The organism is Streptomyces sp. NPDC058295 (assembly GCF_042880655.1).
GTDB classification, from domain to species: domain Bacteria; phylum Actinomycetota; class Actinomycetes; order Streptomycetales; family Streptomycetaceae; genus Streptomyces; species Streptomyces coriariae.
In genome coordinates this window covers 12735-35046 of the sequence record NZ_JBHVYO010000071.1, presented here as the reverse complement: position 1 = coordinate 35046, position 22312 = coordinate 12735, and the positions used below count along the sequence as shown (strand labels likewise).

16 protein-coding genes and 1 pseudogene are annotated in these 22312 nt (G+C 71.0%); 9 read left to right on the top strand and 8 right to left on the bottom strand.

Translation table 11 applies throughout. From position 1 onward, the window contains the following. Window positions 1–76 precede the first annotated feature (76 nt). The gene (locus ACFVYS_RS40635) at window positions 77–2461 is read right to left on the bottom strand and encodes an ATP-binding cassette domain-containing protein (protein ID WP_389510489.1); all 2385 of its coding nucleotides are present in this window, start codon (window positions 2459–2461) and stop codon (window positions 77–79) included. 253 nt (window positions 2462–2714) lie between these two features. On the opposite strand from ACFVYS_RS40635, the gene ACFVYS_RS40630 reads away from it, so the two are divergent. Next, entirely contained in the window at window positions 2715–4706 is a 1992-nt protein-coding gene (locus ACFVYS_RS40630) for a PAS domain S-box protein (RefSeq protein WP_389510487.1), read from the top strand. Here ACFVYS_RS40630 and ACFVYS_RS40625 read toward each other — a convergent pair. From ACFVYS_RS40625 to ACFVYS_RS40615, 3 genes are all read right to left on the bottom strand, one after another. Next, a complete protein-coding gene (locus ACFVYS_RS40625) occupies window positions 4690–5667 on the bottom strand; it encodes a RimK family alpha-L-glutamate ligase (RefSeq protein ID WP_389510485.1) in 978 nt (325 codons plus the stop codon). The two genes, ACFVYS_RS40630 and ACFVYS_RS40625, sit on opposite strands and share 17 nt — an antisense overlap. 358 nt (window positions 5668–6025) lie before the next feature. Continuing rightward, a complete protein-coding gene (locus ACFVYS_RS40620) occupies window positions 6026–8410 on the bottom strand; it encodes a phosphoketolase (RefSeq protein WP_389510483.1) in 2385 nt (794 codons plus the stop codon). 324 nt (window positions 8411–8734) lie between these two features. Next, window positions 8735–9187: an RpiB/LacA/LacB family sugar-phosphate isomerase gene (locus ACFVYS_RS40615; RefSeq protein WP_389510481.1), complete on the bottom strand. Its 453-nt coding sequence runs from the start codon at window positions 9185–9187 to the stop codon at window positions 8735–8737. 206 nt (window positions 9188–9393) lie between these two features. Between ACFVYS_RS40615 and ACFVYS_RS40610 the strand changes: the two genes are divergently transcribed. From ACFVYS_RS40610 to ACFVYS_RS40590, 5 genes and pseudogenes are all read left to right on the top strand, one after another. Further along, complete coding sequence (locus ACFVYS_RS40610) at window positions 9394–9933, top strand: ArsR/SmtB family transcription factor (protein WP_389510479.1); 540 nt, start codon at window positions 9394–9396, stop codon at window positions 9931–9933. Then, a complete protein-coding gene (locus tag ACFVYS_RS40605) occupies window positions 9930–11225 on the top strand; it encodes an MFS transporter (RefSeq protein WP_389510477.1) in 1296 nt (431 codons plus the stop codon). The genes ACFVYS_RS40610 and ACFVYS_RS40605 overlap by 4 nt, the downstream gene beginning before the upstream one ends. Before the next feature lie 650 nt (window positions 11226–11875). Continuing rightward, window positions 11876–14809, top strand: coding sequence for a glycosyl hydrolase 115 family protein (locus ACFVYS_RS40600; protein WP_389510495.1), 2934 nt, complete (start codon window positions 11876–11878; stop codon window positions 14807–14809). Window positions 14810–14901: 92 nt separating this feature from the next. Next, a complete protein-coding gene (locus tag ACFVYS_RS40595; protein ID WP_389510475.1) occupies window positions 14902–15747 on the top strand; it encodes a 2-keto-4-pentenoate hydratase in 846 nt (281 codons plus the stop codon). Next, a pseudogene (locus ACFVYS_RS40590) lies at window positions 15744–15839 on the top strand (acetaldehyde dehydrogenase (acetylating)); the annotation flags it as partial. The gene ACFVYS_RS40595 and the pseudogene ACFVYS_RS40590, both read left to right, overlap by 4 nt. Window positions 15840–15909: 70 nt before the next feature. Here ACFVYS_RS40590 and ACFVYS_RS40585 read toward each other — a convergent pair. Then, window positions 15910–16980, bottom strand: a complete 1071-nt coding sequence (locus tag ACFVYS_RS40585) for an aldo/keto reductase (RefSeq protein ID WP_389510473.1) — start codon at window positions 16978–16980, stop codon at window positions 15910–15912. Window positions 16981–17068: 88 nt separating this feature from the next. Beyond that, window positions 17069–17650: an SDR family oxidoreductase gene (locus ACFVYS_RS40580; RefSeq protein ID WP_389510471.1), complete on the bottom strand. Its 582-nt coding sequence runs from the start codon at window positions 17648–17650 to the stop codon at window positions 17069–17071. A gap of 282 nt (window positions 17651–17932) precedes the next feature. On the opposite strand from ACFVYS_RS40580, the gene ACFVYS_RS40575 reads away from it, so the two are divergent. Then, complete coding sequence (locus tag ACFVYS_RS40575; protein ID WP_389510470.1) at window positions 17933–18496, top strand: TetR/AcrR family transcriptional regulator; 564 nt, start codon at window positions 17933–17935, stop codon at window positions 18494–18496. A 231-nt stretch (window positions 18497–18727) separates the two neighbouring features. On the opposite strand, the gene ACFVYS_RS40570 is transcribed toward ACFVYS_RS40575, so the two are convergent. Beyond that, entirely contained in the window at window positions 18728–18982 is a 255-nt protein-coding gene (locus ACFVYS_RS40570; protein WP_389510468.1) for a hypothetical protein, read from the bottom strand. A 271-nt stretch (window positions 18983–19253) separates the two neighbouring features. Next, on the bottom strand, window positions 19254–20144 hold the full coding sequence (locus ACFVYS_RS40565; RefSeq protein ID WP_389510467.1) for an alpha/beta fold hydrolase: 891 nt from the start codon (window positions 20142–20144) through the stop codon (window positions 19254–19256). Between the two features lie 87 nt (window positions 20145–20231). On the opposite strand from ACFVYS_RS40565, the gene ACFVYS_RS40560 reads away from it, so the two are divergent. Next, the gene (locus tag ACFVYS_RS40560) at window positions 20232–20708 is read left to right on the top strand and encodes a MarR family winged helix-turn-helix transcriptional regulator (RefSeq protein ID WP_389510465.1); all 477 of its coding nucleotides are present in this window, start codon (window positions 20232–20234) and stop codon (window positions 20706–20708) included. Window positions 20709–20996: 288 nt separating this feature from the next. Next, entirely contained in the window at window positions 20997–22007 is a 1011-nt protein-coding gene (locus ACFVYS_RS40555; RefSeq protein WP_389510463.1) for a hypothetical protein, read from the top strand. The last annotated feature ends 305 nt before the right edge of the window (window positions 22008–22312 follow it).

Sequence of the window (22312 nt, the reverse complement as noted above, 5' to 3'; positions counted from 1 at the left end):
GTCACGGTCGTGACGGCCCGCCCCACTTCACCTCTGACGGCCCGCCCCGCCGCGCCCCCGGGTCCGGGTGCCTCGGTCAGGCGCCGACGTAGTCCGCGAGGTGCTCGCCGGTGAGGGTGGAGCGGGCGGCGACGAGATCGGCGGGGGTGCCCTCGAAGACGATCCGGCCGCCGTCGTGACCCGCGCCGGGACCGAGGTCGATGATCCAGTCGGCGTGCGCCATCACCGCCGGGTGGTGCTCGACGACGATGACCGACTTGCCGGCGTCGACGAGCCGGTCGAGCAGGCCGAGCAACTGCTCGACATCGGCGAGGTGCAGGCCGGTGGTCGGCTCGTCGAGTACGTAGACACCGCCCTTCTCCCCCATGTGGGTGGCCAGCTTCAGCCGCTGCCGCTCGCCGCCGGACAGTGTGGTGAGCGGCTGGCCGAGGCTGAGGTAGCCGAGCCCGACGTCGGCGAGCCGGCCCAGGATGCGGTGCGCGGCCGGCGTGCTCGCCTCACCGGCGCCGAAGAACTCCTCGGCCTCGCTCACCGGCATCGCGAGCACCTCGCTGATGTCGCGGCCGCCGAGGTGGTACTCGAGGACCGCGGCCTGGTAGCGCTTCCCCTCGCACTCCTCGCAGGTCGAGGCCACACTCGCCATCATCGCCAGGTCGGTGAAGACGACTCCGGCGCCGTTGCAGGTCGGGCAGGCGCCCTCGGAGTTGGCGCTGAACAGCGCCGGCTTCACGCCGTTGACCTTCGCGAACGCCTTGCGGATCGGGTCGAGCAGGCCGGTGTACGTGGCCGGGTTGCTGCGTCGGGAGCCGCGGATCGCGCCCTGGTCGACCGACACCACGCCCTCGCCGGCCGGGATCGACCCGTGCACGAGCGAGCTCTTGCCGGAGCCCGCCACACCGGTGACCACACAGAGCACCCCCAGCGGGATGCCGACGTCGACATTGCGCAGGTTGTGCGCCGTCGCGCCGCGGACCTCCAGCGTGCCGGTGGGCTTGCGCACGGTCTCCTTGACGGCGGCCCGGTCGTCGAGATGGCGGCCGGTGATGGTGTCACCGGACCGCAGCCCCTCGACGGTGCCCTCGAAACAGACGGTGCCGCCCGCGGTGCCGGCCCCGGGGCCGAGATCGACGACATGGTCGGCGATCGCGATGGTCTGCGGCTTGTGCTCCACGACGAGCACCGTGTTGCCCTTGTCCCGCAACCGCAGCAGCAGGTCGTTCATCCGGCTGATGTCGTGCGGGTGCAGGCCCGTGGTGGGCTCGTCGAAGACGTAGGTGACATCGGTGAGCGAGGAGCCGAGGTGGCGGATCATCTTGACGCGCTGCGCCTCGCCGCCGGACAGCGTGCCCGACGGCCGGTCGAGCGAGAGGTAGCCGAGCCCGATCTCCACGAACGACTCGAGGGTGTGCTGGAGCGCGGTGAGCAGCGGCGCCACCGACGGCTCGTCGAGGCCGCGCACCCATTCGGCCAGGTCACTGATCTGCATCGCACAGGCGTCGGCGATGCTGACCTTCTCGATCTTCGACGACCGGGCGCCCTCGCTGAGCCGGGTGCCGTCGCACTCGGGACAGACGGTGAACGTCATCGCCCGCTCCACGAACGCCCGGATGTGCGGCTGGAGCGCGTCGATGTCCTTGGCGAGCATCGACTTCTGGATCTTCGGGATCAGCCCCTCGTACGTCAGGTTGATGCCGTCGACCTTGATCTTCGTCGGCTCCTTGTGCAGGAGGTCGTGCAGCTCCTTCTTGGTGAACCTGCGGATCGGCTTGTCCGGGTCGAAGAATCCGCACCCGCCGAAGATACGGCCGTACCAGCCGTCCATGCTGTAGCCCGGAATGGTGAGCGCGCCCTCGTTGAGCGACTTGCTGTCGTCGTAGAGCTGGGTGAGGTCGATGTCGGAGACCGTGCCGCGGCCCTCGCAGCGGACACACATGCCGCCGGTACGGGAGTAGGTCGCCTTCACCGTCTTCTTGGTGCCGCGCTCGACGGTGATCCCGCCGCTCGCCCGGACCGAGGCGGTGTTGAAGGAGTACGCGGTGGGCGGGCCGATGTGCGGCCGACCGAGCCTGCTGAAGAGGATGCGCAGCATCGCGTTGGCGTCGGTGGCGGTGCCGACGGTGGAGCGGGGGTCGGACCCCATCCGCTGCTGGTCGACGATGATCGCCGTCGTCAGCCCGTCGAGCACGTCGACCTCGGGCCGGGCCAGCGTCGGCATGAAGCCCTGGACGAACGCGCTGTAGGTCTCGTTGATCAGCCGCTGCGACTCCGCGGCGATCGTGTCGAACACCAGGGAGCTCTTGCCCGAGCCGGAGACGCCGGTGAACACCGTCAGCCGGCGCTTCGGGATCTCGATGCTGACGTCCTTGAGATTGTTCTCGCGGGCGCCGTGCACGCGGATCAGACCGTGGCTGTCGGCGATGTGCTGCGCAGGCGGCTCGTCCGTCTTCTTGGCCATGCTCATCGTCTCTCCATCTGCATCTGCATCTGCTGCTCGCGACCGCCTGGGCGGGCTCGGGCGTCGCCCGGTTCGATCTGACCGACGCAACGCTATCCGTGACCCGATGACAGGCGCTTCTCGAATCCTGATCGGTTCGGGTCGCGTTCAGGTTCGGACAGCGGGCGGACAGTAAGCGACAACGCGCCGCGCGGGCGGGCCGGAGGCGGTGGGATGGCCTGATTCGTCGTGCGGGATGAGGTGGAAGGTGGCCGACGTTATGCGGGCTGAACCAGCGCGGCGCGCGGGCACGGGGGCAGGCGCGGGAGCGGGCACCGCGAAACGCAGCGTGAAGCAGAAGGCTCAGCAGAAACGGTGCGGCTGCGGAGCGCAGTCCTCGGAGGGTGCGGTCGGCGGGGCCGAGGAAAGGTTCCGGGGGCTGCTGGAGGCGGCGCCGGACGCCATGGTCATCGTCGACGACTCCGGCACCATCAGGCTCGTCAACGCCCAGACCGAGGCCCTGTTCGGGCACGGCCGCGAGGAACTGCTCGGTCAGCCGGTCGAGCTGCTCATCCCGCACCGGTTCCACGGCCAGCACACCGCGCACCGGAGCGGGTACACGGCCAACCGCCAGGTGCGTCCGATGGGCGCCGGGCTCGAACTGCACGGGCTGCGCAAGGACGGCACGGAGTTCCCCGTCGAGATCAGCCTGAGCCCGCTGGAGACGGCGGACGGACTCCTGGTGTCGGCGGCCGTGCGTGACGTCAGCGACCGCAAGGCGGCCGAGGCGCGCATCAACGAACTCGCCGCGCTCGTGGAGTCCTCTCAGGACGCGATCCTCGCCCACACCCTCGACGGGTACATCACCTACTGGAACGCGGCCGCGCAGCGCCTGTACGGCTACACGGCCGAGGAGGCCATCGGCCGGCACGTCTCGCTGCTGGCCCCGCCGGAGCTGCGGGGCGAGATCCGCGAGCTGCTCCAGCGGCTGCGGCACGCCGAAAAGGTCGAGCACTACGAGACGCTTCGGATGACCAGCACCGGGGCGCTGCGCGACGTGGACGTCACGCTGTGGCCGACCCGGGACACCCACGGCGCCGTGGTCGGGGCGTGCGCGATCGTGCGGGACATCGGCGACCGCAAGCGCGCGGAGGCCGAGCTCAAGGCCCTGTACGAACAGCAGCGGCACATCGCCCTGACGCTCCAGCGCAGTCTGATGGGCACACCGCCCGCCCTGCCCGGTCTGGCCACCGCGAGCCGTTACCGGCCCGCCACCCAGGGCGCCGGTGTGGGCGGCGACTGGTTCGACCTGATCCCGCTGGGCGCCGACCGGGTGGGGGTGCTGATAGGCGATGTGATGGGCCGCGGGCTGGAAGCGGCCGCCGTGATGGGCCAGTTGCGGTCAGCCGCGCACGCGCTGGCCAAGACCGGTATGCAGCCCCGGCAGCTCATGCAGGCGCTGGACACCTGCGTCGCCGACCTCGACGTGCCCGACCAGCTCGTCACCTGCTGCTATCTGGTGATCGCCCCGGACGCGGGCACGGTGACGGTGTGCTCGGCGGGACACCTGCCGGTGCTGGTCGCCGGGGTGGACGAGGGCGTCAGCGCCCTGCCCTGTCCGGTGAACGCTCCGCTCGGCGTGGGCGACATCCTGTACGAGCAGTCCAGTTCGGAGACAGCGCCCGGATCCTCATTGGTGCTCTACACGGACGGCCTGATCGAGACGCCGGGCAGCGACATCGAGGTACGGATCGGCGAACTGACCCTGCTGCTGAACAAGTTGTTCGTCGGAACACCCTGTCTGGAGGCCGCGGCCGACCATGTCCTCGCGGGTCTGCTGCCGGACGCCGACGGTCACAACGACGACGTGACCCTGCTGATCGCGCAGCTGCCGGCCGCGCCCCTGGCCGCCGTCACCACCCACTTCCCGGCCGCCCCGGCCTCCGTGCCGGAAGGACGGGCCTTTCTGCACAAGGCGCTGACCTCGTGGAACTGTACGGAACGGGCCGACGACGCGCTCCTGCTGCTGTCGGAGACACTGACGAACGCGGTGCAGCACTCCGAGGGCCCGATCGCCCTGCATCTGCACCGCACCGCCACCGACCTCACGGTCGAGGTCAGCGACCCCAGCCCGCAGCTCCCCCAGCCGCGGGTGGCGGTCGAGGAGGCGGAGTCGGGCCGCGGCCTGATCCTGGTCCGTGCCCTCGCCGCCGGCTGGGGGGTGCGGCCGACGGACGAGGGCAAGACGACCTGGTTCACGCTGAAGCTGTGAGTCCCCGGGACGGGCCGCCGCAGGCGAGCGCGAAGGCGTCCAGGTGCGCCTGGACGTACGGCACGGCCACCGCCCGCAGTTCCAGCTCGCCGTCGACGAAGGCGGGCTGGACGTTGACCTCGAAGACGACCCCGCCGTTCTCCATGGCCAGGTCGACACCGGCGAAGGGGAGCCCGACCGAGGCGGTGGCCGCGACGGCGAGTTCGGCGAGCCGGGGCTGGAGGTCCTGCGGGGCGATGTGGACGGCGGTGGCGCCCTGGCAGGTGTTGCACGGGGTGTCGGTCTCCGGCTGGAGGTGCTCGCGGGCGTGCACGACACGGTCGCCCAGGACGAAGACACGGAACTGGTGGCGCCGGCCGTCGGCGGTGAAGTTGCCCGCGTCCCGGGAGAGCAGCCAGTCGGTGCCGCGCTCGGCGTAGTAGGCGGCGGCGAGCTCCAGTTGGGCGGGGGTGGTGACGTGGAAGGTGTCGTTGCCGCCGGTGCCGACGACGGGCCGGGCCCAGGTGTCGCGGCCGAGCCGGTGGAACGTGTCGGCCGCCTCCCGCGGGGAGGGCCGGGACAGCAGGGCGGTCTCCATCTGGGCGACACCGTCCCGGACGAAGCGTTCGACGGTGAGGTTCTTCTCGGTCGCGGTCCGCCAGGCGTCGGGCCCGGCGGCCAGGGTCACCACGTCGTGGCTCTCCAGCAGTTCCTGGAAGTCGGCGAGGGCCTGGCGGTGGTGCGGCGGGATCTCGTAGAGCAGTACGACGTCGGGTACGAAGTCCAGCCGCTCCTCGGGAACCCGGAGCCGTAACCGGCCTCCGTCACGGACGCCGCGGCCGGTTCCGCCGGTCGCGAAGTGCCGGGAGTCGACCCGGACGGGCGGGGCTCCGGTGAGCAGTTCCACGGCGTCGGCGAGATACTCACGGCAGCCCTCGGGCGAGGTGGGGTCGGCGATCAGGGCGATGCACGGTCGGGACACAGCGGCCTCCTGCGGCTTTCGACGCGCGCTCGTACCGCGGACGGGCCCTCGCACGGCACGAGCGGTGTCACGGATGGTGTCTGTCGCGCGGGTCGTCGTCGCACCCGTCGTCCTTCGGAGCCGCTCCGGTGCACGGAGCCGCGCCCGGGTCCGGACGCGTGCCGGGCGGGGACGAGGACGACGGTCGACCACGGGGGGTGGGACTCGCCCCGCCGGATCCGCGTGCAGGGCTGGCCGACCACTGTAAGCACCGGGCGGGACGCCGTACCAGGGCGCACGACGGCCCGCCCGCTGCCCCTCCCCCTGCGCCGTCCGCCCCGGTCCGTGCGCCCTGGCCGGTCTGCGGTGGCCCGGCGTCTCACCCGTCCCAGGTCCAGTCGACGACCTCGGGAAGGTCGGTGCCGTGGACGCGGATCCAGTCGTGGTGGCGCAGTCGCGCGTCCTCCATCCGCTGCCGTACGGCGGCGGCGCGCACGGCGAGGCCGGGGACGCGGTCGATGACGTCCATGACGAGGCGGTAGCGGTCGAGGTCGTTGCGGACGACCATGTCGAACGGCGTGGTCGTGGTGCCGAACTCCTTGTAGCCGCGCACATGCAGGTGCCTGTGGCCGGTGCGGCGGTAGGCGAGGCGGTGGATCAGCCACGGATAGCCGTGGTAGGCGAAGACGACCGGCCTGTCGGTGGTGAACAGGCCGTCGTACTCGAAGTCGCCCATGCCGTGCGGGTGTTCGCCGCTCGGCAGCAGCCGGGCGATGTCGACGACATTGACGACCCGCACGGCGAGGTCCGGCAGTTCGCGGCGCAGCAACTGGGCGGCCGCCAGCACCTCCTGGGTGGGGACGTCGCCCGCGCAGGCGAGGACGACGTCGGGTTCACGGGTGCCGTTCTCGGTGCCGGCCCAGTCCCAGATGCCTGCGCCGCGCGCGCAATGGACGCGGGCCTGGTCCATGCTCAGCCAGTCGAAACAGGGCTGCTTCCCGGCCACGATCACATTGACGTAGTCGCGGCTGCGCAGGACGTGGTCGGCCACCGACAGCAGGGTGTTGGCGTCCGGCGGCAGATAGACGCGTACGACCTCGGGGCTCTTGTTGAGGATGTGGTCGACGAAGCCGGGGTCCTGGTGGGAGAAACCGTTGTGGTCCTGGCGCCAGACGTGCGAGCTGAGCAGGTAGTTGAGGGAGGCGATGGGCGCGCGCCAGGGCAGCGTCCGGGTGACGCGCAGCCACTTGATGTGCTGGTTGACCATCGAGTCGACGATGTGCGCGAACGCCTCGTAGCAGGAGAACAGTCCGTGCCGGCCGGTCAGAAGATAGCCCTCCAGCCAGCCCTGGCAGGTGTGTTCGGAGAGGATCTCCATCACCCGGCCGTGCCGGTCGAGGTTCTCGTCGACCTGGAGGGTCTGTGCCTGCCAGGCCTTGCCGCTGGCCGCGTAGACGGCCTGGAGCCGGTTGGACGCGGTCTCGTCGGGACCGACGAGACGGAAGTCGCGCCGGTCGGCGGTGGAGCGCATCATGTCTTCGAGCAACCCGCCCAGTACGGCGGTGGGTTCGTGCCGGGTGGCGCCCGGCCTGTCGACCGGGACGGCGTGCGACTCCAGTGCGGGCAGGGGGAGTTCACGCAGCAGCAGTCCGCCGTTGGCGTGCGGGGTGGCGCCGAGGCGGCGGGTGCCGTCGGGAATCCAGGCGAGGACGTCCGGGCGGGGGCCACCGTGGGCGTCGAAGAGTTCCTCCGGCCGGTAGGAGCGCAGCCACGCCTCCAGCTGACGCAGGTGGTCGGGATTGTCCCGGACGGCGGACAGCGGCACCTGATGGGAGCGCCAGGTGCCCTCGACGGGCAGCCCGTCGACGTGGGCGGGCCCCGTCCAGCCCTTCGGGGTGCGCAGCACGATCACCGGCCAGCGGGGGCGCTCGCCGGAGCCGTCCTCGCGGGCGGCGCGCTGGAGCGCGGCGATGCGGTCCAGGGCGGTGTCCATGGCCTGTGCCATCGCCCGGTGGACGGCGTTCGGCTCGTCGCCGGTGACGTGGATCGGGTCGTGGCCGTAGCCGCGCAGCAGCTCGTCGAGCTCGGCTTCGGGGATCCGGGCCGGCACCGTGGGGTTGGCGATCTTGTATCCGTTGAGGTGCAGGATCGGCAGGACCGCGCCGTCGTGGACGGGGTCGAGGAACTTGTTGGAGTGCCAGGAGGCGGCCAGCGGCCCGGTCTCGGACTCGCCGTCGCCGATCACGCAGGCCACGAGGAGGTCCGGGTTGTCGAAGGCGGCGCCGTAGGCGTGCGAGAGCGAGTAGCCGAGTTCGCCGCCCTCGTGGATCGAGCCGGGCGTCTCCGGGGCGACATGGCTGGGGATGCCGCCGGGGAAGGAGAACTGCCGGAACAGCCGGGCCATCCCGGCCGCGTCGCGGGTGACGTCCGGATACGTCTCGGTGTAGGTGCCCTCCAGCCAGGAGTTGGCGACGACCGCGGGACCGCCGTGGCCGGGGCCCCAGACGCACAGGGCCTGCAGGTCACGGGCGTGGATGACGCGGTTGAGGTGGGTGTACACGAGGTTGAGCCCCGGTGAGGTCCCCCAGTGGCCCAGCAGCCTCGGCTTCACGTGCTCGGGCAGCAGCGGTTCGGTGAGCAGCGGGTTGGCCATCAGGTAGATCTGCCCGACGGCCAGGTAGTTCGCGGCGCGCCAGTGGGCGTGCAGCGTCCTGAGCTCGTCGTCGGTGAGCCGGCCGGACGTCGCTTGCGGGTGGACGGACATCTCGGGTTTCCTTCCGGATCGGGTCACGGGGAGGCACGTGCCCGTACCTCCCCACCCTCTCCGGCCGCCGGGTACCCGACTGGGCCGAGCTACCCATACGGGCGAGCGAAGCCGTCCGTACGAGGGGCGCGGCCCTGGTGCCGTGTGCGCCGAGTCCGGCCCGGCCACGCACTCCCCCGAAGGACACCCGCAGCCGCGTCGGCGGCATCGCCCACGTGCACCCGGTACACGGGCGACCTCCGCCCCTCGATCACCCGCCACCGGACGCGGCGAGCCCTGTCCGCCGGGCGGACGATGCCCCTGTGCGGAGACGGCCTGGGGCCCCTAGCGCGCCCGGGTGGCGTCGAGGCCTTCGACATGGGCCACGTTCTGCCGGTCCTCGGCGTCCCCGCCGGACTCGGCGGCGAACCAGGCGTCGAGGATCTCCTTGAGCAGCGGCTCGGAGGTGAGGCGGAGGCTGAGGGCGAGGACGTTGGCGTCGTTCCAGCGGCGGGCGCCGTCGGCGGTGTAGGCGTCGGCGCACAGGGCGGCCCGGACGCCGGGCACCTTGTTCGCGGCGATCGACGCGCCGGTGCCGGTCCAGCAGCACACCACCGCCTGTTCCGAGGTCCCGTCGGCCACGTCCCGGGCCGCCGTCGCCGAGCACACCGCCCACCGGGGGTCGTCGCCGGGCCGCAGCGCGCCGTGCGGCACCACGTCGTGCCCCCGGCCGCGCAGCTCCGCGACGAGGGCGCGGGCCACTGGTTCGTCCATGTCCGAGGAGACGGAGATCCGCATGCCGGAGAGCCTACTGAGGAACGGGCGCGGAGGCACGGCCTGCGTCCGTCCCGGCCGCACGGCGAGCGCGCGGCCCGCGCAGGTCCGGGATGTGGTGGTAGAGCGTGCCCGGCGAGCGGCTCGGCGACGGGCGCCCGGACAGCCGATTCGGAAGACCGCAGTAAATCCCCTTGCTCAATGGTCAAGAAACGTTGACCATTGAGGGCATGCCTACCGATGATCTTTCCGAGACGTTCCACGTCACCACTGACGAGCAGCTGCGCGCCGTTTCCAGTCTCACGCGTCACCGGATCATGGCCGTGCTCCGCTTCGAGCCCGCGACGATCACGCAGATCGCCGAGCGCGTGGGCCTTGCGAAGGGGAGTTCCAGCTACCACGTACGACTGCTCGAACGGGCCGGCCTGGTGAAGGTGGTACGCACACGGAAGGTCCGGGGGGTCACCGAGCGGTACTACGCGATGGCCGCGCGGGCGATCGTGCTGCCGGATCCGGGCGAGGGAGGGCCGGATGTGCTGATGCGGCATGCGGTGGCGGACCTGGAGGCGGCGCCGGTGGACGGCGAGCGGCACGTACGGATGGCGCATCTGCGGCTCACCGAGGAGCAGTTCGCGCAGCTGGGGGCGCGGCTGCAGGCACTGGCGGACGAGTATCGGGAGCTGTCCGATCCATCGCTACCGGATGCGTCACTCGTCTTCGCGCTGTTCCACCCGGCACCGCTCCGGCAGGCCGAGGGAGACGCCAAGTGACCTCGGACGTTCGGAAGTTGCCGACCGGCTTCGGACGGCTGTGGACCGCGCAGTCGGTGTCCTCGCTCGGTGACGGGGTGTCGCATGCCGCGCTGCCGCTGCTCGCGTTGACGTTGACGCGGGATCCGATGGCGCTCGCCGTCGTCACGGCCGCCGGAACGCTGCCGTGGCTGCTCTTCGGGGTGCTCGGCGGTGCGCTGGTGGACCGCTGGGACCGTCGGCGCACCATGTGGGTCACGGACGCGACGCGTGCGGTGCTGCTCGCGATACCGGCGGCAGCGGCCGCGCTCGACATGCTGAGCATCCCACTGCTCGCGGCCGTCGCCTTCCTGCTCGGCCTCGGCGGACTCTTCTTCGACACGGCGGCCACGGCCTATCTGCCGGATCTGCTCGGCCGCGACCCCGCGCTGCTGGAGCGCGCCAACTCCCGCCTGCGCGGCACCCAGACCGCCGCGTCCGGCTTCGCGGGGCCGCCCGCGGGCAGTGCCCTGCTCGCGCTCGGGCGGGCGTTTCCGCTGCTCGCCGACGCGGTGTCGTTCGCGCTCTCCGCACTGCTCGTACGGTCGCTGCCTGCCGCACCCCGGCCCGTACCACAGGCCCGCGAGTCGCTGCTGCGGCAGGCGCGGGCCGGCGCCTCGTACGTATTCCAGGATCGGTTGCTGCTCGGGCTCGCGCTGCGTCCGGCGGTCGGGAACGTCGCCTTCCTCGCCGTGGAGACCGTACTCGCCCTCTTCGCGCACGACCGTCTCGGCATCGACACCTTCGGCTTCGGCCTGCTGCTCACTGCGGAGGCCACCGGCGGTCTGCTCGGCGCGGGCATCGCCTCCTTCCTCGGCCGACGACTCGGCACCGGCACCGCACTGACCTGCACGGCCGCAGTCGAGGGACTCGCCATCCTGGGCCTTGCCGTCGCCCCGAACCCGTACGTCGCCGGCCTCGCGCTTGCCGTCTGCGGAGCGGGCATGGGCGCCACGATGGTGCTCGGCCCCTCCCTCCGGCAGGCGATCGTCCCCGCCCATCTGATGGGCCGGGTCGCCTCCACCTCCCGCATGCTCGCCATGTGCGCCGCCCCGTTCGGCGCCTTCCTCGGCGGCTGGCTGGCCACCACCTACGACGTACGCACCCCGCTCTACACCGCAGCCGGCCTCCTCCTCGCCATGACCGCCGTCACGGCGACCATGACCAGCAACCGCCGGGTCGAGGCGGCGCTGTGTGCCGCCGCCCCGGCCGGCGGTCCTGATCACCTGGTATCCAAGGAGCCCGCTCGGGAGAGTGCACCCGACTTGTTGTGACGCCTGCCGCGAAGGCGTCACGACAAGTCGGGTGCCAGGCCCCGCGGGGCGCGACGAGTGGACAGGTGGGTCGGGTGCGCCGGCCGTCGATCCTCGTCGTCCTCGGCGTCTGGGATCCGGAAGGGGCGCAGGCACTGGGCGGGGCCGCCGGCTTTGATGTCGAACAGGTGGCGGCCCGGGACGTTGCCGTGCCGGTCCTTGAGTGGGGAGAGGCAGGTGATGTCTTCGTCCTTGACGTCGTGCCCCCCGGAGAGGAGCGGGCGCACGGGGTGCCGCGTCCGCGCACGACGTTCGGCGTCCGCGCGGGCGGCCGCCGAGCCGCAGAGCCGCCGGACATGCGGCACACCCGCCGCACACCCGCCGCGCGGTCGCTCGCCGTGTCACCCGTCACCGCGCCGCCACCCGCCGCACCACCCGTCACGTTGCCGCCCTCGCCGTGCGGAGCCGGTGCCGATCGGATCGGACCGGCAGTGGCCCCGCACGGATATGGACGCCGCCGTCGGCGCTGGCCTAGGGTGCCGAGGAAAGCGCTTTCCAGCATGGTCATGCCACTGTCGTAGCCGCCACTGCCCGGACCAGGAGCGTCGATGCCGACCACCGCACCGCAGGAACCCTCACAGCCGTGGACCAGAAAGGCGTTTCTGCGGGGCATGACGGCCGTCGGGCTGACCCCGCTGCTGCCCGCAGTGCTCCCGGCGGCCGCGCACGCCGCGTCGGCGGCCGCCCGTCCCGGATTCGACCTGGTGCGGGACGGCGTCGCGGTCGAGGTGTTCGTGGACGCGGCCGACGACCCCGCCGTGATCCGCGCCGCCGGTGACCTCCAGGCCGATGTGGAGCGGGTCTGCGGCGTACGGCCCGGGTTACGGCACACCCTGCCGGAACGGTCCACGGCGCTGGTCCTGGTGGGCACCCTCGGCGCGAGTCCGGTCATCGACCGGCTCGCGGCACAGGGCCGGCTGGACGTCCGGCGGGTGAAGGGGCGCTGGGAGGCCTCGGTGACCCAGGTGGTGGAGCGCCCGGCCCCCGGCGTCGACCGCGCGCTGGTGATCGCGGGCAGCGACCGGCGCGGCACGGTCTACGGGATCTACGACACCTCGGAGCGCGTCGGCGTCTCACCCTGGTACTGGTGGGCCGACGTACCCGTGGAGCGGCGTGACGCCGTCTCCGTGCCCGCGGGCCCCTTCGAACGGCGCGAACCGTCGGTCCGTTACCGGGGTGTCTTCATCAACGACGAGCAGAACCTGACCACTTGGTCGCAGCGCACCCAGGAACCGGACAAGAACATCGGCCCGAAGACGTACCAGCGCCTGTTCGAACTGCTGCTGCGGCTGAAGGCCAACTACCTGTGGCCGGCCATGCACCCGTACTCCGATTTCTTCAACAAGTACCGGGAGAACCCCGAACTCGCCGACCACTACGGCATCGTCGTCGGCTCCAGCCACCCGGAGGCCCTGCTGCGCAACGGCGTCCACGAGTGGGCGCCGTGGGCCGAGCAGCACCGCGGCGCCGACGGCGGACTGCCGGTGTACGACTACACGGTGAACCCCGCCGTCATCTCCGACTACTGGAGAGCCCGGGCCCGGGAGAACGCGGCGTACGAGAGCAGTTGGACCATCGGCATGCGCGGTCTGCACGACACCGCGCTGGAGACGAAGTACGCCACCACGACTCCGGAGAAGGTCGTGGTGATGAACGACATCATCGCCGACCAGCGCCGGATCCTGGCCGAGGAGGTAGGCGCGGCCGCTCAGCCGCAGATCTTCATCCCGTACAAGGAGGTCCTGGACCTGTACAACGCGGGCGTCCGGGTCCCGGACGACGTCACGCTGATCTGGCCGGACGACAACCACGGCAACATGCGCCAGCTGCCGGACGAAGCGGAGCGCGCCCGGTCCGGCGGCAACGGGATCTACTACCACCTCTCCTACTGGGGCCGTCCGCGCAGCTATCTGTGGCTCGACACCACGCAGCTCACCAAGGTGTGGCAGGAGCTGCGCCGGGTGTACGAGCACGGCGTCGACCGGATGTGGATCTTCAACGTCGGAGACCTCAAGTCGATCGAGACCGGACTGTCCTTCTCCCTGGACATGGCCTGGGACGTGGACCGGTGGCACGCCGACGACGTCGGAGGCTTCCTCGCGCAGTGGTACGGACGGCAGTTCGGGCTCCTGCACGCCCAGGAGATCGCCTCGATCCGCACCGAGTACTACCGGCTGGCGGCGGAGCGGCGCCCGGAGTTCATCGACCGGAACATGTTCTCCGTCGTGCACCACGGGGACGAGGCGGGACGCCGCATGGCGGCGTACGACCGTCTGCTCGAACGGGCCGTGACGCTGGGGGCCGAACTGCCCGAGGTCTACCGGGACGCCTATTTCGAGCTCGTCCAGTATCCCGTGCACGGCGCGTACTTGATGAACCTCAAGTACTACTGGGCGGACCGCAACGCCCTCGCGGTACGTCAGGGCCGCGGCGCCGGAGCCAACGTCTTCGCGGACCTCGCCGAAGCGGCGCACACCCAGGAGGCGGCGCTCACCAAGCGGTACAACACGGGGATCGCGGGCGGGAAGTGGGACGGCTACGTCAACCCCTACCCCTCGCAGATCCCGAAGGCGCCGGGCCGCCCGGCCGTCACCAGGGTCACCCGGCAGGAGACCTCGGGTCTGGGGGTCGCTTCCGAGGGGAACGAGATCGGCACGCAACGGCCACTGGCCTTCTCCGCCGTCATGCGGGACCGGCGCTTCGTCGATGTCTTCAACACCGGTTTCCTCGCGGTCGACTGGGCCGCGGAGACCGAACACCCCTGGGTCCGTCTGAGTGCGGCGGGCGGCACGCTCACCGAACAGACCCGGGTGTGGGTCGAGATCGACTGGGCGCGGGCACCCGAGGGCACGCACGACGTCACGGTCGCCTTCACGAGCGCCGCGCAGCGTTTCGAGGTGCCCCTGAAGGTCGTCAACGACGGGGGGCGAGCGCGCCGGCGTGCCCGCGGGTTCGTCGAGGCCAACGGCCATGTCTCGATCGACGCCGTGCACGCCGAGCGCCGGGTGGCGCGCGGCCGGGCCCGCTGGCGGACCGTGCGAGGCCTCGGACGCCGTACCGCCGCCGTTGAGGCGGTGCCCTCCACGGCGGTCCCGATCACCGCCGACTTCGCGGCCCGTGCACCGGAGTTGAGGTACCGGGTGCGGTTCGCCGGCACCGGTACCTTCCCCGTGACCGTCTTCCGGCTGCCCTCGCTCGACGAGCGCGGCGCACGGCGGCTGGCCGTCGGCCTCGACGACCAGCCGCCCGTCGTGCTGTCGGGGCAGTCCGTCGCGACCGGCAACCGCGGCGACGCCTGGGCACGCAACGTGGAGGAGGGCGTCGAGAAGCTGACCGCGACCGTCACGGTCACCGCGCCCGGCGAGCATGTCCTGCGGCTCTTCATGGTCGACCCGGGGATCGCCGTGGACCAGATCGTCGTCGACACCGGCGGGCTGCCGGCCGCCGCCTATCTCGCACCCCCGGAGAGCTATCACCCGGTGTTCAACCCCGAGCCGGACGCCGGGCCGGACGCCGGGCCGGGCCTGGACGCGCCGAGCCGGTAGCCGAGCCGGGGGTCCGACCCGCATCGGAGCGGCGGCCGGTTCCGCGCCCCGGTCGCCGCGCCGATGGCCCCGCTCAGGTCCCGCCGCGCAGGATGCGGGACAGTCCCAGCGCCGCCGTCCGCACCTCCGGCGCCAGTTGGGCCGGGCTGAAGCGGGAGCGCGGCACGGCCACCGAGAGCGCCGCCACCGTGGCGCCGCGAACCCTGTTCGACGACGGCGACCTCGGGTCCGCCTACGCCGTCCAGCAGCTGAACGTCCGGCGCGGCCAGGCCGCCGGACGGCGGGTCGTCGGCCGCAGGATCGGCCTGACCTCGACCGCCGTACAGCGGCAACTCGGTGCCGACCGGCCCGACTTCGGGGCACTGTTCGCCGACATGGCGGTGCCCGACGGCGGCGAGGTACCGGCCGGGCGGCTGCTCCAGCCCAAGGTGGAGGCCGAGGTCGCGCTCGTGCTCGTGCTCGGGCGCGATCTGCCGCACCGCGCGTGCAAGGTCGTCGACGTGCTGCGCACGGTCGACTTCGCGCTGCCCGCGCTGGAGATCGTCGACAGCCGGGTCCGGGGCTGGGACATCTCCCTCGTCGACACGGTGGCCGACAACGCCTCCTGCGGCCTGTACGTCCTCGGCGCCACCCCGGTGCCGCTTGCCGCCGCCGACCTGCGGACCGTGCCGATGACCAGGGACGGCGCGACCGTCTCGGAGGGCACCGGTGCCGACTGCCTCGGGAGCCCGCTCGACGCGGCGGTCTGGCTGGCCTCGGCGCTGGCGGAGCGCGGGGACCCGCTGCGGGCGGGCGATCTCGTCCTGACCGGAGCGCTCGGCCCGATGACCCCGGCCGCCCCCGGCGACGCCTTCGAGGCCGTGATCGCGGGCCTGGGTTCGGTGCGGGTGGCCTTCGGCCGGGAAGTCACCGTCTCCGAGGAGGAGGACGCCCGATGAGCGGCACCACCAAGGTGGCCGTCATCGGCTCCGGCAACATCGGCACCGACCTCATGATCAAGGTGCTGCGGCTCTCGGAGAGCCTGGAGATCCCGAGCCGGGTCGCCCCGGAGTTGTTCCGCACCCGCCTCATGTCGTCTTCGTCGTGGTTCATGAAGTGAATCAGCGGCGGTTTTCGATCTTCATGTCGCCTGTGGTGACCGTGCGGATGTGGGCGCTGGCGAGCAGGCTGTGCGGATTGCCGAGGTCGATGGCGCTGACCTCGTCGAGGCGGGCCAGCCGGGAAGGAGCGAGGTCGACCTGCAGTGCGCCCAGGTTGTCTTCCAGTTGCGCGATGGTGCGGGCGCCGATGATGGGTGCCGTCACGCCCGGGGAGTGCAGGTTCCAGGCCAGTGCGACCTGGGCAGGTGTGTGGCCCAGCTCCGAGGCCACCTCCTTCACCACATCGGCGATGGCGAGATTACGGTCGGTGACCCATCCCAGGGCGGCGTTGAGGCTTTTGCGGTTGCCGGCGGTCTCGCCGGCGATCGGGCCCACCGGGTTCCGGTCCTCCCTGCTGTACTTGCCGGTGAGCACCCCGCCGCCCAACGGGGAGAAGGGGACCACACCCAGCCCCATCTCGCGTGCCATGGGGATCAGGTCACGCTCCCCGGTACGCTCGATCAGGCTGTACTCCGTCTCCAGTGCGACCAGCGGCGACCAGCCACGCAGGTCGGCGATCGCCTGCATGCGCGACACCTGCCAGGCAGGGGCGCTGGAGATCCCCACATACAGAACCTTGCCCTGCCTCACCAGGTCGTCCAGGCCGCGCAGGATCTCCTCCACCGGCGTCCTGAAGTCCCATACGTTCAGATAGAGCAGATCGATGTAGTCCGTGTTCAGCTGCCGCAGACTGGCTTCCACCGACGTCAGCATGCTCTTGCGGTGCGTACCCCCGGAATTGGGGTCACCGGGCCGGCGCAGCGTCGAGTACTTCGTCGCCAGCACCATTTCGGAGCGGTTGGTGCGGGTGAACTCGCCCAGCAGTCGCTCGGAACTGCCGTTGGTATAGGTGCTGGCGGTGTCGAAGAAGTTGCCGCCGAGCTCGGTGTAGCGGTCGAAGAGCTTGCGCGCCTCCTCCCGCTCGGCGCCCCAGCCCCAGTCGTTGCCGAAGGTGGCCGTGCCCAGCGCCAGCGGTGAGACCCGCAGCCCGGAACGGCCCAGCAGCCGGTAGGTGTCGAGAGTGAGTGGCATGACATTCTCCTGTGGTTGTGGTGCGTGGCTAGTTGTGGTGCGTGGCGTTCGAGAGGTGCGGGCCGGTCGACCGGCATGTGTCCGTGTGTCAGGCGCCGAGCCCGTAGCCGCCGGCCACGGCGAGGTGCTGACCGGTGATGTGGCCGGCGGCGTCCGAGGCGAGGAAGGCGACTGCTTCCGCAACTTCCTGGCTGGATCCGAAGCGCTCGAAGGGGATCTTCGCGCGCATGGCGTCCCGACCGCTCCGGGGCACTCCCGGCTTGTCGAACAGCGGGGTGTCGGTGGCCCCGGGGCTCACGGCGTTGACGCGGATTCTGCGCGGAGCCAGTTCGAGCGTGAGCGAGGGCAGCATCGCCGACAGCGCGCCGCGTGTCGCCGCCCCCACTGTGGCGCCAGGGCTGCCGCGACGGGATCCGATGCCCACGGTCAGGACGATCGAGCTGCCGTCGTTCATGAGGGGAAGGGCTTTTTGGAGGGTGAAGTACTGGCCCTTGAAGTTGAGGTCGGCGTGCTCGTCGAACGTTTTCTCCGTCACACCGGCTACCGGTGCCGGACGGAATATCCCGGCGTTGAGGAAGAGCAGGTCCAGGGACCCGAACCGCGCCGACACCGCCGACATCAGAGCGTCGGTGTCGGAGAGCACGCGCGCATCGGATCGGACGACGAGCACGTTGTCGGGGAGCTCGGACCGTGCCCGTGCGAGGGAATCAGGATTCTGCCCGTGACCGCGACCTGGTAGGCGCGGGTGTGCAGCAGCTCGGCCGTCGCTCTACCGGTCCCGGTCGTCCCCCCGGTGATGAGCGCTGTGGGCATGGCAAACCTTTCGTCGCTGAAGCAGCGGGCGAGACCGCTTCACAAGCGGGGACCTCCCCGGTTGCCTCACCGTACACTGAACCGGGGACATCCCCAATTCGCTCCCGAGCCGCATCCGACACTCACGATCGCGAAGGTCATGACACCTCCACGCAGCACCCTGCGCGCCGACGCGCAGCGCAACCGCGAGCAGCTGATCGTCACGGCCGCCGAGGCCTTCGCCTCCGGACGCGCGATCTCGCTGGATGCGATCGCCAAGCGCGCGGGAGTAGGGAACGCCACCCTGTACCGGCACTTCCCCACCCGAGAGGATCTGGTCGAAGAGGTCTACCGGGACCAGATCCGCCCCTTGCGCGAAGACGCGCGCACCCTGCTGGCTACCGAGCCGCCCGCACAGGCCCTCCACGCGTGGATGCTCCGATTCGCCGACTGGGCCGGCGAACGACGCGGCGTCTGCGAGGCCCTGGTCGCCATGAGCGCTTCCGGCCGCTTCGGCACCGGACCGGTCTGTGACGAGGTCCAGCAGGTCCTGGCGATGGTGCTCAAGGCCGGCGCCACAGCAGGAGAACTGCGCAGCGACATCGACCCGACCGACGTAGGCGGCATCCTCGCCGGTTTGCTTTCCGTAGCCGGCGCACCCGAGCAGCGCCCCCAACTGAACCGCATGCTGGACGTCGTCGTCGACGGACTCAGGCCCCGCTGAGCGATCCGCCAGCGGTTCGGCGAGGCGGCGGCCCATGCCGGACGACATGGCTGCCGCCGCGGCGGTCGTGGTACCCCAGACCTTGGTGAGGACCCACGGGATGGTCGCCTACGTTCAGCTCGTTCCCCGCCTCGCGACGACGCCCGAAACGGCTCGTCAGGTGCTCCTGCCGTCCTGACCGCTCAAGAGCCTGGCCGTTCTCCTGGGGCGAGGGCTTGATTCTCGGCTCACTCACAGCGCGCGCACGCCGCGCGGTCGCTGCGCGAGGCCGAGCACCATGTGGCCCCGATCGAACCGCTGTCCACCCTGCTGCCCGGTCTCGACCTCGCCGACGCCTACGCCGTCCAGCGGGAGAACATCGCGCGCCGGCTGGCCGACGGCGCCACCGTCGTGGGCCACAAGGTGGGCCTGACCGCCGCCGCGATGCAGCGGCTCCTCGGCGTCGACGAACCCGACTTCGGCCACCTGCTGGACGACATGGTCCACCTCGACGGCGCCCCCGTCCTCACCGCCCGCTACTGCCGGCCTCGCATCGGACCGGAGATCTGCTTCCGCCCGGCCCGTCCGCTGCGGGGCCCCGGCGTCACCGTCGAGGACGTGCTCGCGGCCACCGAGGCGGTCGCCCCGGCCCTGGAGATCGGGAGTTGCCCACCTCGGCAGCACGAATCCGGGAGGCAACGGCGCTGCCCCGGCTCGAGGCCGCGTCAGCGGCAGGCCGGAGAGGGCACGGAGGGTGGCGGTGCAGGGACTCGGCCGTTCAGCGGCTCCGGTCGACGCGGTCGACGAAGTCGCCGACCGCGGTGGCGAAGGCGGCGGGCGCCTCCTGCGCGACGAAATGCCCGACGTCCGGGATCGTGACCGCGATGACGTCGCCGGCGACCTGGCGCATCGTCCGCTCGGTGAAGGGGGCGTTGATGCCGTCGACGGCGAGCACGGGAACGGTCAGCGGCCGCGACTCGGCCAGTGCCCGCATCCGGTCGCCGCCGGTCAGGGAGGAACGGTAGAGCCCCTCGGTGCCGCGCCAGCCGCCCGGCCGCGCGTAGGTGCGGGCGAACTCGTCGAGGTCGGCCTCGGTGACCCCGCCCGGCACCATCGTCATCACCGAGACGGCCCAGTCGAGCATCACTCGCTCGCGGCCGGCCAGGAACAGCTCCGGAATTCCCGGGGCGGCCAGGAAACCCACGTGCCAGAAGCCGCCGTTCCTCACGTCGGCCAGCATCTCCCAGCCGTACCCCGGAAGGGTGGTCTCGACGCCGGTGAAGCTGAGGACGTCGCCGGGGTGCGTGGCCGCGAACGCGAAGACCGGCCCGCCGCTGATGTCCTGGCAGGTCACGTGCACGGGCCCGACGCCGAGGTGGGCGACCAGCCGGTGCAGGTCCTCCGCCATGGTGGCCAAGTCGTGCTCGCCGTCGGCGATGCCGGAGTCGCCGAAGCCGCGCAGGTCGACGGCGAACACCCGGTGGGTGGCGGCGAGCAGCGGGATGACGTCGCGGAAGGCCCACCAGGACTCCGGCCACCCGTGCACCAGCAGGATCGGGGAGCCGGTGTCGCCCGCCGAGACGTAGTGCAACGTGGTGCCGTTGACCTCGGCGGTGTGGTGCGTGACGCCCGCCACGGCGGGCGAGGCGGTCACGAAAGAGCTGGCCATGCGATGACTCCCAAGATAGACAACCAGGTTGACTCCAGTGTTGGTCAACCTGGTTGTCTAAGTCAAGGGAAGATCTAGACTGTGGTCATGTCCTCACGATCCGGCGCCGATCTCGCCCTGCTGCTCCTGGGCAGCTATCGCAATCTGGTGGACGAAGTGGTCCGGGAGCTGGCGACCCGGGGATACCCCGACGCGCGGCCGTCGCACGAGTACGCGATCCGGGCCATCCGAGCCGGCGCCGACAGCGCCTCGGACTTGGCCCGCAGACTCGCCATCACCAAGCAGGCCGCGGCGAAGACGATCGCCGCGCTCGTCGAACGCGGGTACGTCACCACCGAGACCGACCCCGCCGACATCCGCCGCAAGAACATCCGGATCACCGATCACGGGATCGGGCTGATCACCGAGAGCACGGCGATCTTCGACGAGGTGCGGACCCGCTGGGAAGTGCGTCTGGGCGCCGCCGAACTCGCCGAGCTGGAAACGCAGCTCGCCCAATTCGTCGGCGACTCGCCCATCAACCTCGACGCTCCGGGCTGGGCGGCGGGACAGGAACTGCGCTAACGGTCAGCCGAGGGTCGCGGTCGGCCGGTCGGCGCCGCTTTCGGGGCCGCCGGAGACATCGGCGGGGCCGAGGAATTCGCGTTTGTACAACCGGTCTCGACGCACGCAACCCGTAGCCGGAGGTGGGGCCAAAACAACCTGGAATCAGCAACGACTCCTCAACCAGGTGGGGCCGATACAACCTGGAAATGATCAAGGGTGGGGCCAGAACAACCCCGCCGGGTGGGGCTCAAACAAGTGCTTACAAACAGCTTTGTACTGGCCCGGCGACGCTTGACACCGCACCAGGTGTCCGCGGGCTCTGACGTGCTCGACGACGCGATGCTCCCGCCCATCGGCACCTCACCCGACCAGTACGAGCAGCACGTGGGCGAGTCGCACGGTCGTCTCTTCCTGGTCCTGGACGACGATGGCACGGTGCGCGGCCACATCGGTCCCTATCGGGAGGTCTTCGTCACTCAGGACCTGGATCAGGTGCTGTACTTCGCCGCCGAGGACGCGGTCCGCAAGCTTGCCGAGCACATCGCGGCCCGGTCCCCGGGTCGCGGCCCGGTGGCCAATCTCGTCGCCGGGCAGGCCGAGCTGCTGGACCGGATCAACCTCGCCTGGGGCAGCCGATTCCGCAACGGCGGCATGGACGGTACGCAGCCCTCCGCTGCGTGCGGGCGCGACCCGCTGGAGCGCCTCGCCTGGATCGCCGGCAGCTGGCGCGAGCAGGACCCCTACACCCACCTCGCCTTCTTCCGCGGCGAGAGCATCAGGGCCGAACAGATCGCCCTGCTCCACGGAGCCGACCCCGCACAGATCGCCGCCGGGACCCGTCTTGCGGATCTGCGCAGCATGGACGGCGGGACCTTCGACTACTGGGACATCGTCTGGGAAACCTGCTGCTACGGGCAGGCCGGCGACTGGGCGTTCCTGATGTACCACGAGACCCCCGGCTTCGATGTTGAGGCTCTCGCCCGCCTCGGTGTCACCGAGGCGGTGCACCTGAGCGCCACCTCCGCGAAGGCCATCTACACCTTCGACTACATGCGCGACGGCCGCCGTATCGACGACGACTGGGGCGTCCTGGAACTTATCTGGTACGACCGAGGCCGCGCCCCCTACTTCCGAGGCGGTCAGCTCGACTTCCTCAACCAGGCCATACGCCGTGCCGAATTGGACCACCCCGAACTCACCAGCGAGTTCGAGCTGTACTTCCACGCCCTGGAGGACGCTTTCGGCCTCCAACTGCCCCGGCAGGACATTCAGGAGGGAACGGTCCGGGCCGCGCAGTGGACACGCCGCAACAGTTGACAGTTCCATCCTGAGAGCCGGCCGAGGGCCGTGGCATCTCATGGCAGCCCGCCTGCCCGCGTGCATGGTCCCGCCTCAACGGCTGCACAGACATGAAGGGCACAAGCCAGCGATCCACGTCTCTCAAGCCGTCTACTGCTCCCATAAGTTGACCTAGAACGTACGCCCCTGCGTCACCGCCCAGCAGCGATCACTCCCGAGCACCGGGCCTGGGCCGCCACGTTCGGCACGATCGCTTTGACAGCCAACACAGTCCACACAGGTCGGAGGCTTCACCGGACTGGATTGACTGTCAACGGACAACC